Here is a 13,567-nt window from a genome sequence, read left to right on the forward strand (position 1 = left end):
CTTTAGCAATCGTTGTGAATAATCTAACTTTTTCTGGTAAACGCTTTCAAAAATACAATGTAAGTGCTATCATAGATAACGTAGTTGGTTGCCGCAATCAACCAACGAGAAAATTACCAACTTACATATTGCATAATTCTGGCGGCGAAAACCGTGAAAAGGAAGTAATATAATGCGAAAGGTTTCGACTGGTTTCGTTTACTTCTTCGGTGCCCTTGGTGGACTTCTCTTTGGGTATGATACCGGGGTAATTTCAGGAGCTATTCTCTTTATTCAGAAACAAATGCACTTAGGTTCTTGGCAACAAGGCTGGGTCGTAAGTGCCGTACTGTTGGGTGCCGTTTTGGGTGCCGCAATCATCGGACCATCTTCTGACCGATTTGGTCGGCGGAAGCTCTTACTGTTATCTGCTATTATCTTCTTCATTGGGGCTTTAGGCTCTGCGTTCTCACCAGAGTTCTGGACGCTGATTGTGTCACGGATCATCTTAGGGATGGCCGTTGGTGCCGCCTCTGCCTTGATTCCAACGTACTTGGCTGAATTGTCACCTGCTGATAAGCGTGGGACCATGTCCAGTCTGTTCCAGTTGATGGTTATGACCGGTATTCTGTTCGCCTACATCACCAACTACTCCTTCTCTGGCATGTACACTGGCTGGCGTTGGATGTTAGGGTTTGCTGCTATTCCAGCCGCACTGTTGTTCTTAGGTGGGTTGGTCTTACCAGAAAGTCCTCGTTTCTTAGTCAAGATGGGTCACATTGACACCGCTCGTGAAGTCTTGGATACCATGAACAAACACAATACCAAGGCCGTTGACAAAGAACTTGTGCAAATTCAAGAACAAGCCAAAATCGTCAGTGGTGGCTGGACTGAACTCTTCAGTAAGATGGTTCGTCCTTCACTCATCATTGGTTTAGGTTTAGCTATTTTCCAACAAGTCATGGGTTGCAACACCGTGTTGTACTACGCACCAACCATCTTTACTGATGTTGGTTTCGGGGTCAACGCCGCCTTACTTGCCCACATTGGGATTGGGATCTTCAACGTTATCGTTACTGCCGTGGCCGTTATGATCATGGATAAAGTTGACCGTAAGAAGATGCTGATCTACGGGGCCATTGGGATGGCCGTTTCATTGTTCGTCATGAGCTTCGGGATGAAGTTCTCCGGTGGTTCTCATGCCGCTGCAATTATCTCCGTCATCGCCTTGACCATCTACATTGCCTTCTTCTCTGCAACTTGGGGTCCTGTAATGTGGGTTATGATTGGTGAAGTCTTCCCATTGAACATTCGTGGGTTAGGGAACTCCTTCTCCAGTGTTATCAACTGGGGTGCTAACATGGTCGTTTCCTTGACGTTCCCATCCTTACTGGACTTCTTCGGTACTGGGAGCTTGTTCATCGGTTACGGTGTGCTTTGCTTGTTCGCTATCTGGTTTGTTCATGCCAAGGTCTTCGAAACGCGGAACCGTTCTCTGGAAGAGATCGAAGCTACGTTACGTGCCAAGGCTGGTGAACCAGAAACCGCTCACGCTACGAAATAATTTAAATCATGTTTGAAATGAGGTTGTTCCTGAGAGGGCAACCTCTTTTTATTGTCGTCGAATAAGGTAACTTTACCGGACGCAGATGTTGTTTTCACCTTGATTCTGTACAGATTGTGTAAAGGTCAATATGATATTTGTAATAACGGGGAAGTGACGGGTTTTAGCCGCAGTCAGTCGTCGAAAAATGCTATACTGATGGGGACTTAATCAAACCATTTAGGGGTGACATGATGATTGCTGAATTTGAAGACTATCTTGCTAAAATTGAAGACGTTGAGCACCAAGCCCGTGTCCGCGAGGTTTTGAACTGGGTGCAGACATCCTTCCCACAGTTGGAACAGCGGTATGCGTGGAATCAGCCGATGTTTACTGACCACGGCACGTTTATCATTGGCTTTAGTGTCGCCAAGCCACACATGGCTTTTGCACCAGAAGGCGTTGTCATGACGCAGTTTGCCGATCAGATTGCCGCTGCCCACTATAATCCCGGCAAGAAGTTTGGCCGCATCAAGTGGACCCAACCAGTCGATTACGACTTGCTCCATCAGATGATTGCCTTTAACATTGCTGATAAGGCCGATTGTGAGACCTTTTGGCGTAAATAATTGCGTGCGGGTTGGGTGTCCCTGAGGGGATACGCGGTCCGTTTTTGTTCGGATATTAAATAATTTCTGCAAGCGAAATTTACATTTTGGGTGGCCCAATTATCAACTGGTAAATGGTACAATGAAAAATGAGAAAGCTACCTGGAGATATTTGGGTAGCAAATACGATGCAAGTAAGCCCAGTACAGGTTATCAGGGGACAGCTTTAGCAGAGCTTACGACGGAGTAGCTTGAGTTCGGGGAGATTTTAGAAAAATGCGACGAGAAAGATTGCGATTTAACCACTGGCGCAATCCCGTTTTGACGGGGATCATTGCCCTTGCTTTGGTGGCCAGTTTATTTGCGATCCGTGGGGTGACGCCCTTTGGCGACCATAACCTGCTGATCGGTGATTTGGGAACACAGTACATTCCTTTTTTTACAGACTTTACGCGCCTGATTCGCAGTCATGCCTGGGATCTATTTAATTTTCATCAAGCCCTAGGAACCAGTTGGGTACCGACGATTGCGTACTATTTATTAAGTCCGTTCAATTTGCTCCTGATTTTCTTTAAGACGAGTCAGATTCCGATTGCCATGGCCGTGATTATCATGCTGAAGATTGCGACAATTGCTGGGACCATGACTTTTTATCTGCAAGAACATTGGCGGACGCAACAGCTATTTACCGGTGTCTTCGGGTTGGCCTTTGCGTTCAGTGGCTTTGTTGCCCTGAACTTCTTTAATTTGATGTGGTTGGACGCTTTGATCTTCTTACCACTGGTTGCCTGGGGGATTGATCGTCTCGTAATTACGGGGCGCACTGGCGGCTACTTTGGCTGGCTACTGGTCAGTGTCTTGACAGATTACTACTTGGGGTACATGACCTGCTTGTTTATTGTGGCGTACTTCGTGTATATGCTGACGGCTGAATGGCCGGTTGGACAATCGGTACGGAAATGGTTCCATGAGAAGCACCGCATCTGCTATCGCTTCATTGGGGCCTCCTTACTGAGTGTCGGTACGACGCTAGTAATCCTTTTACCGACCGTTCTGGGCATGCTAACGACGCCTAAAACGCAGGGACAAGCGGGAAATTTTCATTTGATTCCGATGTTTGGCCTCGAGTTCTTTAACCAGTTGGGCGTAGGTGCCGGTGATTACCTACAACGGCTGAGCCATGGTCCAGCAATCTTTTCGTCATCGTTGGTGGCCTTACTAGCGATCACGTATTTTGGATTGCCGCAGATTAAAACACGCGCTAAGGTCCGGGCAGCCGCGCTACTTGTCTTTCTATTCCTAGGCATGTGGTTACGGGGGTTCAACACGGTCTGGCATTTAATGACGCCGCCTTCTGGCTATCCATTCCGTAACAGTTTCTTCTTTAGTTTCGTCCTGATCTTAATTGCCAGTAGCGCGTGGCAGGCGGGTTTGTCCCAGCTGTCTCGTCGTTGGCGGTGGGGCACGCCGTTGATTCTCGGCATCTTGATGTTACTGGGATGTTGGATGATTCCACTGATGCAGACGTGGACCCAGTCTGACTATTACGCCAGTCTGCAGCCAATTAACTGGTCAGCTGTATGGACGAGTCTCGCTATTTTGGCAGTAACGGCCGGCCTTCTGTGGTTTGGAAACGTACCGCCAGTCTGGTTGGGCGTGGTTGTCGTTATCGAGCTATTTGTAAACTTTAGCTTTGCACTGGTTGGCATTGATTACGGGAGTCAGCAGCGTTACGCCAAGGCTTACAATGAATCTGTTCAGCGTCTCCAGCCGGTGACGACAACGTCTAAGCTCTATCGTATTCGTAACGATGCACCGACCGTGGCACCTGGATTTCAGCATCACTACAATCCTTATAATGATGCGATGTGGTTGGGATATAACGGGACCGGTGCGTATAGTTCGACAACGCCGGCCAACACGATGACCATGGCTAAACAACTTGGGCTCTATACGCGAGATGCCCGTCGGCTCAGTAATCAGGGCTTTACGCCGGTGACCGAAATGCTCTTCGGGGTACGTAACAAGTTGACGAAGGACGAAAACGTTCGCGTGGGTAGTTACAGCGGGATGGGGTTTGCCGTCAGTTCACGCCTCCTCAAGGTGAAGCTGACAGCTAATGCGCTGACGAATCAAGAAAGTATTCTCCAAGCATTACGGCCCAGTCAACATGCTTACTTTGTGCCGGTGATGGCGGGGCATGATCAGGTCAAAGCGATTTGGCGGATCAACAATCATCCCACCAACTTCGTCTACAATCATGTTTGGCACGTGACGCCTCGGGCTACCGGACGGGTCTATCTCTTTGATCCGACCAGCGCCAGCAAGTATTCTACGATGAGTGTCAATGGCCATAATGTGGCGCCGAAGATGCTGACCGATGGAAATACCAGCATGATCAATCTGGGGGAGTACCGGCAAGGTGAAGCATTGACCATTAAATACGCCAGCAATCGGCCCACGCCGAAGGTCTTAGCGGTAGCAACCCTACCCGCCAACCGCATGGCGGCGGTCCATCAGGCCGTCAGTGCCCATGCGTTGCGGTTACGGCAGCATCGCGGGCATTTACGGACCAATTATCAAGGTGTTATCGAAGCCACGCCTAACAAGCGCTGGGCTTACCTGAGCCTGCCGCAGGACAGCGGTTGGCGCATCACGGTGAATGATCAGTCAGTTAAGACCCGCACGGTACTCGGCGATATGACTGCAGTCCCACTGACGCCGGGCCAGAACCGAGTCGTCATCAGTTATCATGTGCCAGGCGGCTGGGTCGGTCTCGCAGCCAGCATCGGCTGTGCGGTCAGCTATGGGACGTTGTGGTATCGTAAACGGTTGTAAATGTAAATTGAAAAATAGTGACATAAAAAGGATGATGTTTCTCCAGAAGTTTGGAGAAGCACCATCCTTTTATACAATAATTTGAAAAATATACAATTAGAGTTTTGGCTGATCTTGGTTCTTAACGGCAACTTGCTTGGTATCAACGGGGTTACCCGCTTCGTCGGTCCGAATGACCATGACGTCAACGTCGGCCATCCGACTGACATAGGCAGTCACGGAGCCTTCGACCATCCGAGCCACGGCACTCATCCCGGTGGCGCCCAGCATGATTAAGTCATTCTGGTGGTCGCGGACGAATTCGTGAGCGATGACCGTCTTGGGATTGCCGAACCGCACGTGAATGTCGAGGTCGGTAAAACCAGTAGCAGCTTTGGTCGTTTCGACCAATGAGGTCAGATAAGAGGTGGCGTCCGTTGCCAATTCGTGAATCACGCTGCCCGGCATGGAACCACTGGCGTAGAAGCCGTAGTGGTTGATCCGCAAGACGTTGAGCAGATCAACGTGGGCGTGGTTGCGTTGGGCCACGGTCACTGCCTTCTTTAGGGCCAGTTCCGCTTGAATGGAGCCGTCCACGGGCACTAAGATCTGTTGGTATTGTTGTCCCATAATTAGCCTTCTTCTTTGAGCTGAGTTGTCTAGACGCGACCACGTAAGGTAATAGTGGCGGTGTCGAGAACGTGGCCATTGATTTGATGGAGGAGGTCATTTAACCAGAAGCCATCGGCCAAGTCGAGTTTGGTATTCAATGCATAAACGGTCAGACTGTAGTCATGATCCTCATTTGGTGGGAACGGCCCGGTGTAATTCTGGTAAACGGCGGGGTCGGTGTTGCCGATCAGTGAGCCACCATTACTGTTACGGCCGTGGACGTGGGGAATGGCGTTGGTCCGGGAGACGTCCATTGGAATCTCGCGCGTCGTCCCAGGAAAGTTAGCGGCGACCCAGTGAATCCAAGGAAAACCACTAACGGGAACGGCATCGAAATCAATGAGGTTCAGCGCTAGCGTTTGAGTCTTCTTCGGTATCTTGTGAAGCTTGATGGGGAACGACTTGACGGGTTGTCCGCCATAGACGTCATCACCCGTGGCGTACTTGCTAAATTCATCGGCTAAGTAGCCATTTTCTTCGGTTGGCACAACGATTCGCATGAAATCCCTCCTAGATATATCTAACACTCTTCATTATACCGCAGTCAAACGCCAGTCGCGAATATTCATGAATAATGTATAAAAATGCGAATAAATAGAATATAACTAATATAATTACAAAAATGGCTTGACTTTTGCACAAAAGGGCGTATGCTAATAACAACTTAACGAAACGACGAAAGGATTGACGCGGATGACTCCTCAAGCAAAGATTGCCATTTTACAGCATTTGATTCAGATTCCCTCAGTAAACGACCACGAGGCCCAGGTAGCGGACTATATTGCTAGCCTGTTTGCCCCGTATCCCCAAGCAAAGATCGAGAAAGTAACTTATGCCAATGGCCGTGACAATCTGGTCGTGACGATTGGCCATGAAGGCCCGCAATTGGGACTTTCTGGGCACATGGATGTCGTTGCTGCCGGGGACGAATCCGCTTGGACGCACGCTCCATTTGCCGGTGAGGTCGTGGGTGATCAACTGTTTGGCCGGGGCGCTTCCGACATGAAGAGTGGACTCGCGGCTATCGTGATTACGATGCTGGAATTCTTGGAACAGGGTACACAATTGCCCGGGAGTATTCGGTTACTAGCTACAGTGGGCGAAGAGACCGGTGAATATGGCGCAGGTCAACTGACGGATGAAGGCTACGCGGATAACCTGGCCGGCCTGGTCATTGCCGAACCCAGCGGCTTAGACAATGTGGTCTACACGGCGCGGGGCGTCATTGACTACAAGGTCGTTTCTACCGGGAAAGGTGTCCACAGTGCGCAGCCTGAAAATGGCATCAACGCCATTGATAATCTGATGAAATTCTATAACGCGGTGGGGCCGTTGATGGCCAAGCATACCAAGACCGATCCCGTTTTAGGTGGCTTGCTACACAACGTGGACCTGATCTCCGGGGGCGAACAGATTAATTCAATTCCCGCCCATGCCGAACTGATGGCCAATATGCGGACGATTCCTGCCTATCCAAACCAAGTGATTTACGATGAGTTAGAGAGCTTGATTGCTGAGCTGAATAAAGAGGATGGGGTACAACTCGACCTCAGTTATAGCTTCCCCGAAGAGGCAATTCCGGGTGATCCCCAGGCCCCACTGGTTCAACTAGCCAAGCAGATCAGCGATAAAGTTTGCGGTCACGATACGCAGGTCGTCGGTTCCGGTGGCGCCAACGATGGGGCAGAGTTCTTGCGGGCCAAGGCCGACTTCACCAGTATTGAAATTGGTCCTGGAAGCAATACATCTCATCAGATTGACGAGTACATTTCCATCAAGGAGTATTTGCAGGCTATCGATTTCTATGAAGCTTTGGTGCCCGCCTTCTTGCAACAAGCACAAAAGCCAGAGAGTGTTATTGAATAATTGATTAAAATTAGGGATGGTGATTACCGCTAAGTCGGGGTAATCACCATTTTTGTGTGGCAACGATTGCGCAAAGTGATGGCGGAAAATTATTAAGTTTACATATAGAAACTAGCAAACTGGTTAAATTGACTTCCTGAGGCTGGTAATTCTGAGAGATGCGCCTATATTAAGATGTAATTGTGATTGGGGGAGTGGAAAGGCCATGGCAAAACGGAGACCACGACTAATCGTCTACCACGTGGGGGTCACGCTATTGACGCTGATCTCCGTTGGCACGGTACTACTATTGTTAATGGGATGGGGCAACGCGACTGTTGAAATGACAATCATTAACAGTCTGTTGGTGGTGTTCGCCATTGACTATGTGACTCGGCTGGTGTTGACTAGGAATCGTAAAATTTTTCTCGTCCAGTCGGCATTCGATCTGTTGGGGATCATTCCCCTTCACCCGGTATTTGCGTTCTTTCGGTTGGGCCGACTGGTTCGGTTGATTCGTTACCACCACTTGTTTTGGCGGCTAAGAATCAACAGCAAGTGGACGCGGGCCTACCATCAGTTTATTTATAAGACCGGTTTCATTTATTTGTTTTCTTTCAGTGTGACCATCATCGTTATCAGTGCCTTTCTCTTCTCCCTGACCGAGAAACAGAGCCTGGCAAGCGCCCTGTGGTGGGCCATCACAACGGCCACCACGGTAGGCTACGGGGATGAGACGCCCCACACAGCTTTTGGTAAAATCATTGCCAGCGTCCTGATGATCGGTGGCGTCGGATTCATTGGGTTGTTGACCAGTACCATTAGTGGGTTCTTCACGGCCAGAGGTCAGCAGATGGCGGCCAGTCAAGAAGACCACGAGCAGGCCGATCTCGACCAATTATTAGCGAAAATCGAGACGCTATCGACCAAGGTCGATGACTTGCAGCGTCAGCTCGAGGCGACGACGCGGCAGAAGAAGGAATAGGCGACCACGTGCGCCAAGAGCTTGAGTGCTCTTAACCACAACAAAAAAACGCGGACGCTCTTGTGAGCGCCGCGTTTAACGGACAAACTGTAAATTATAGTTTCCCTGACCATCCGATGTGATCGTATAGGTCGTGTAGCCCGCCTGCAACCATTGATTCTTAGAAGCCTGGGCCCAACTCTGGGCGTCTTCGACGGAAGAGAAGGTGTGGACAGAATCGAACGATGTTGGGCTTTGGTTGCTTGATGATGAGCTTGACGTACTCGAGCTGCTAGCGTTAGACGACTTGGTCTGCGCCTGGTTGAGTAGTTTTTGTTCGCGTGCTTGAACGGCACTATTGGATTCATCATTGATGGCATTCTGTAGCTTTTGTTTTTGCGAAACGGTAAGGCCATTATCGTTGTAGTCATCATACTTGGCTTTAAAACTCTCGTAGGCGGTCTGCTCGGAAACGGACGATGCCTTGGCTACGAGAGAGGCACTGTTGCTCGATGACGAGACGGTATTGGATGCGGAATTGTTATGGTGAGTGATGCCTAAGACTAACAGGATAGCGATGGCCAACGTTAATAACGTCATGACCCACGGCCACCAGCGCCGCGGCTTTCGTGGCCGTTGACGCATAGGGCGGTTAGGATCTTGATTAAAATTATACCGTTGTACGCGTGATTTTGGTTCTTGGTTGTTCAACTGAAAAACCTCCATGTCAGAAACGGTGTGAAAAAACAAGCTTGCCGCCAGGACGACAAACTACCACACCCTCCATAGTAACGCAAAACGGGTGCAGAAGAAAATTTTAGCCCTAAATTTTACTTTTTATCCAGCTTTCTTACCGCGAAAACTGCCAGCATATTGTATGATGGTAGTGGAACTAAGTTTGAAAGGTGGTTTTTATTTTGCATAATGACATTCCTGAATTACCTCTAAATAATGGCAACCGGATTCCCCAGCTTGGCTTGGGTGTTTTCCAAGTCGATAACGCTGAAGACACGAAGAACGCGGTCAAGTGGGCCTTGGCTGCCGGCTACCGTCACATTGATACGGCGGCTTACTACGGCAACGAACAGTGGGTCGGCGAAGCCATTCGCGAGAGTGATGTGAAGCGCGAAGATATCTTCGTCACTTCCAAACTTTGGAACAGCGTCCGGAGCTATGACGAAACGAAGCAGGCCTTCCAGGAGACGTTGGACAAGTTAGGGTTTGACTATCTCGACATGTTCCTAATTCACTGGCCAGCTCCGGGCTACGCTGAAAGTTGGCGCGCCATGGAAGACCTGTACAAGGCCGGCAAGATCAAGAACATTGGGGTCTCCAACTTCAATCAAGCTCAACTCGAGAAGTTAATGGAGACGGCCACGGTCAAGCCAGTAGTTGACCAGATCGAAACGCACCCATACTTCCAAGAAGACGATTTGCACGCTTACCTGGAAACCCAAGGCATTCTGCACGAAGCCTGGAGTCCGCTGGGTGGCGGCAACAACAATGCGCTGACTGACCCAGTTATCAATGAATTGGCTGCGGCCCACGATGTGAGTGCCGCCCAAATCATTTTACGCTGGCACATTCAACGCGAAGAAATCGTGATTCCTAAGTCCATCCACGAGGCACGGATTCAACAAAACCGCGATGTCTTTGCCTTTGGCTTGGATGAAGATGAAATGCGGGCCATTAGCGACCTGGATGCTGGCAAGCGCGTGGGTCCAGATCCTGCTGACGAAGCCTGGCTCAAGCAATCTCAGACGTACTCTAGCCGTAAGTAATTAACGGTAGGGTGGAATATTCTGCTCCTTAGCGATGACCTCTAGCTGGTCGGTCAACTGATTGACGACGGTGAGAGGCACCTTCGCAAAGGGACTGAAGATGTGGGGATGGTCCGGATCGGGCACATCCTGAGTTTCCTTTAATTTAGATACCATCGAGACTAGGTCATCCTTGTGATAGCCTAGTTTTTTGGCGTAATAAATAACTTCGCGATAACTGACATTTTTAAAGTAAAAGTAATAACAAAGTCCGGCCACGGTAAAGTACCAGAAAATCGTCCACTCCAGGCCAACCTGGCTGGGCGCGATGAAGCCGGTAAAGATCGCGATGAGGACAAAAGCTACGTAAATTAATACGGAAAGACCAGCCCAACGCTGTTTGGACGTCATAAGATTCAGCTCGATTCTTGAATGATTGCGTTTAGTTTACGGGGTTATGGGATAGATTTCAAGTTATTTTCGGTGATAAGTTAGTGAGAGTTCAAACAGCTGCCTTATTTGGATAACAAGCGATGGAAATTAACCGTTTATTTTGGGAGCGAAGATTATTGAAGATAGGAGGCTGTGCTGAATGTTTTTACTGGAGTTGAGAGGTTAGGGAAAATGTGACGATTAATAAAAGGCCAGTAACGACCATGAAATCTATGTAAGCCGTGAGGGGGATGGAAATCAACTCAGCCGTGGGAGTTTTCTTAGCGGTGATTTTTGCCGCTTAGAAAACTGGTGGCTTTGAAACTCGGGTCTTAGAGGTTCAAAACCAAGTCTGGAGACCGCTCTGTGGCTCCAGGCGTCCGCCCACCGCGTTCCGGTTGATTTCCGTCCCCTGGTAAGGCGTAAGTAAGATCACAGTTGTATCTGACCTTTAAATTTCAGTAAACAAAACCATCAATACCAAAGGAAAGTTTCGCATTTAATGGTGAGTCGTGTATAATAGCACAGTATTGTTACAGACCGCTTTGGAAATGAGAGGTAGACGAATTGAATTTGAGTTTTGAAACCATTCAACCGGAAGATTTTAAACAGGTAGACCAATTGGTTACGGCGGCGTTCACACCCGCTCAGGCCAGTGCCGGTACCGAGGGTAATCTGGTCCATCGGTTACGGACGACCTACGATTATCAACCAAGCTTAGAAGTTGTCGCTAAGCCAGAAATCCACAAAGTTGTGGGCCATGGCCTATTGAGTCCCGTGACGATTCGTGGCAACCGTCATACGACCACGATTCTTGGGTTGGCTTCGCTGGCCGTTGCGCCAGAGTGGCAGGGTCAAGCCATTGGAAGTCAACTTCTAAGTGAATTGGAATCCCGTGCGCGATTGGCTGGCTTTGCGGCTATCAGCGTGGTGGGCGATATGAATTTCTTTGGTGGCCGTGGCTATGTCATGGCAGAAGATTTTTCAATTCATAATAGTCTAGCTGTACCGATGGGAAGTCACCTCATCAAACCGTTGACGGCTGGGGCGTTAGCTCACGTCGGTGGGATGCTGGAATATCCAACCTCACTAAAATAAATTTTTGATTAGAGGTTGACGATACTTTCTCATCGTGCTATTATCAAATCAATCAAACAACGAACGCTAATTTCCATTACCAAGTAGCGTGTCATCTGTGTGTCAGAAAGTCGGTGGTTGCTGCGAACCGATCAGGGTGATTACGATGAAATACAGTGGAATGTCCTGCTCCGGCAGGCGGATAATAACTAGAGCCGTTACCATCTAGTGAGTGGAGTTACTGGGTCTAGAACCAGTGGCTCAAGCTGGGTGGTACCACGGTTGAAGTCTAAATCGTCCCTGTTGCAATGTTGATTGCAGCGGGGGCGATTTTTTTATACATAAATCAGGCATAAACAAAGAGGAGCGATTTTTATGAAAGAACAAAACAAGAGAGCATGGAAGCCAGTTAGTTTTGGCGAAGCAATGATTATTCTGTTAGCAATGTTATTGATTATGGGTTTGGGCGTTATCAAGTTTGGCTTATCCCCAATGACGCCAGTGTTATTGGTCATCGCCTTAGTTATTCTGTGGGCCAAGATTCGTGGGGCCGAATGGGATGACATTCATAATGGGATCATTGAAGGGATTAAAACCGGGATCATTCCAATCTTCATTTTCATTCTGATTGGGGCGTTGATCAGTGTCTGGATCGCCGCTGGGATTATTCCATCCATGATGGTCTTCGGGTTCCATTTGATTTCAGCACAGTGGTTCGTGCCATCCGTCTTCTTAGTTTGTGCTATTGTTGGGACGTCTATCGGGAGTGCTTTTACCATTATCTCCACGATTGGGATTGCCTTGTTCGGGATGGGAACCACGATGGGCTTTAACCCCGCATTAGTTGCTGGGGCCATCATCTCCGGTGCTATCTTCGGTGATAAGACGTCACCACTGTCCGACTCGACCAACCTGGCTTCTGCCATTGCCGAATCCGAATTGTTCGCGCATATCAAGAACTTGATGTGGTCTACGATTCCTGCCTTTCTGGTTTCTCTGGTGCTGTACTTCATCTTAGGGACGGGTTCATCCGATGCTAATGCAATGGGCAAGATTAACAAGACCATTGCGACCTTGACCACTAACTTCTCCGTGTCCTGGTGGGCTGCCTTACCAATCATCGTGATGTTCGTCTGTGCATGGCGGAAGGTTCCCGCTATCGCCACGTTACTGTTAAACGTTGGGTTAGGGATCGTCATGTTATTTATCGAAAAGCCATCAACGTCATTGAGCAGTGTTGCCACGATGATCGAATCTGGTTTCGTTTCTAAGACTGGTAATGCCAGTGTTGATGCTTTACTCTCTCGTGGTGGGATTAGCGCCATGATGTCTACAGTTTCTCTGATTATCTTGACGCTGACTTTAGGTGGTCTGTTGATGAAGTTCAACATTATTCAAACGGCAATGGTGCCATTGGCCCAACGCCTGAAGAATACTGGTTCCGTTGTCACTGCCGCTATTCTTTCCGGGATTGGCGTGAACATCTTCGTTGGGGAACAATACCTCTCAGTTATCTTACCTGGGAAAGCCTTCAAGCAAACCTTTAACGACCGGGGCTTGGACAACTTGGCCTTGAGCCGGGTCCTTGAAGATGGTGGGACTGTTATTAACTACTTGATACCATGGGGTGTTGCCGCTGTCTTCGCAGCCAACACACTGGGTGTCTCCACGTTGGCATACCTGCCATTCTGTTTCTTCAGTCTCCTGTCACCGATCTTCTCCATCCTCAGTGGGTTCACTGGCATTGGGCTGAAGCGCCTGCCATCAGCTGATGACAGCAGTGCAACTGCCGCAACCGTTGCGACACAAGCACGTGAAGGCCAAGGTGCCTAAGTAACTGAATCTGTGCTATAAAGTCGCCTGCAACTGA

At 49.0% G+C, this 13,567-nt stretch carries 12 protein-coding genes; 8 read left to right on the plus strand and 4 right to left on the minus strand.

Annotated features, from left to right (window positions below; genetic code table 11):
* Positions 1-172 precede the first annotated feature (172 nt).
* The 3 genes from EKM73_RS03580 (at position 173) to EKM73_RS03590 (ending at position 4,968) form a co-directional block, all read left to right on the plus strand.
* On the plus strand, positions 173-1,543 hold the full coding sequence (locus EKM73_RS03580) for a sugar porter family MFS transporter (RefSeq protein WP_125700617.1): 1,371 nt from the start codon (positions 173-175) through the stop codon (positions 1,541-1,543).
* A 233-nt stretch (positions 1,544-1,776) separates the two neighbouring features.
* Positions 1,777-2,151, plus strand: a complete 375-nt coding sequence (locus EKM73_RS03585; protein ID WP_318531129.1) for an iron chaperone — start codon at positions 1,777-1,779, stop codon at positions 2,149-2,151.
* A 255-nt stretch (positions 2,152-2,406) separates the two neighbouring features.
* A complete protein-coding gene (locus EKM73_RS03590; RefSeq protein WP_125700618.1) occupies positions 2,407-4,968 on the plus strand; it encodes a YfhO family protein in 2,562 nt (853 codons plus the stop codon).
* 96 nt (positions 4,969-5,064) lie between these two features.
* Here the strand turns inward: EKM73_RS03590 and EKM73_RS03595 are convergent, their stop codons facing one another.
* Positions 5,065-5,577, minus strand: a complete 513-nt coding sequence (locus EKM73_RS03595) for a universal stress protein (RefSeq protein ID WP_125700619.1) — start codon at positions 5,575-5,577, stop codon at positions 5,065-5,067.
* Positions 5,578-5,606: 29 nt separating this feature from the next.
* Positions 5,607-6,119 carry a YbhB/YbcL family Raf kinase inhibitor-like protein gene (locus EKM73_RS03600; protein WP_125700620.1) on the minus strand — a complete coding sequence of 171 codons (513 nt, stop codon included), beginning with the start codon at positions 6,117-6,119 and terminating at the stop codon, positions 5,607-5,609.
* A 193-nt stretch (positions 6,120-6,312) separates the two neighbouring features.
* Between EKM73_RS03600 and EKM73_RS03605 the strand changes: the two genes are divergently transcribed.
* On the plus strand, positions 6,313-7,485 hold the full coding sequence (locus tag EKM73_RS03605) for an ArgE/DapE family deacylase (protein ID WP_125700621.1): 1,173 nt from the start codon (positions 6,313-6,315) through the stop codon (positions 7,483-7,485).
* A 205-nt stretch (positions 7,486-7,690) separates the two neighbouring features.
* A complete protein-coding gene (locus EKM73_RS03610) occupies positions 7,691-8,449 on the plus strand; it encodes a potassium channel family protein (protein WP_125700622.1) in 759 nt (252 codons plus the stop codon).
* 75 nt (positions 8,450-8,524) lie between these two features.
* Here EKM73_RS03610 and EKM73_RS03615 read toward each other — a convergent pair whose 3' ends face one another.
* Positions 8,525-9,139: a hypothetical protein gene (locus EKM73_RS03615; RefSeq protein ID WP_125700623.1), complete on the minus strand. Its 615-nt coding sequence runs from the start codon at positions 9,137-9,139 to the stop codon at positions 8,525-8,527.
* Positions 9,140-9,345: 206 nt separating this feature from the next.
* Here EKM73_RS03615 and EKM73_RS03620 point away from each other — a divergent pair, with 206 nt between their 5' ends.
* On the plus strand, positions 9,346-10,209 hold the full coding sequence (locus tag EKM73_RS03620) for an aldo/keto reductase (protein WP_125700624.1): 864 nt from the start codon (positions 9,346-9,348) through the stop codon (positions 10,207-10,209).
* Here EKM73_RS03620 and EKM73_RS03625 read toward each other — a convergent pair whose 3' ends face one another.
* Positions 10,210-10,599, minus strand: a complete 390-nt coding sequence (locus EKM73_RS03625; RefSeq protein WP_125700625.1) for a hypothetical protein — start codon at positions 10,597-10,599, stop codon at positions 10,210-10,212. It abuts the gene before it with no gap.
* A gap of 588 nt (positions 10,600-11,187) precedes the next feature.
* On the opposite strand from EKM73_RS03625, the gene EKM73_RS03630 reads away from it, so the two are divergent.
* Both EKM73_RS03630 and nhaC read left to right on the plus strand, forming a co-directional pair.
* Positions 11,188-11,718, plus strand: coding sequence for a GNAT family N-acetyltransferase (locus EKM73_RS03630; protein WP_125700626.1), 531 nt, complete (start codon positions 11,188-11,190; stop codon positions 11,716-11,718).
* A 354-nt stretch (positions 11,719-12,072) separates the two neighbouring features.
* A complete protein-coding gene (gene nhaC, locus EKM73_RS03635) occupies positions 12,073-13,530 on the plus strand; it encodes a Na+/H+ antiporter NhaC (protein ID WP_125700627.1) in 1,458 nt (485 codons plus the stop codon).
* The last annotated feature ends 37 nt before the right edge of the window (positions 13,531-13,567 follow it).

It is taken from the genome of Levilactobacillus fuyuanensis (assembly GCF_003946395.1).
GTDB classification, from domain to species: Bacteria; Bacillota; Bacilli; order Lactobacillales; family Lactobacillaceae; genus Levilactobacillus; species Levilactobacillus fuyuanensis.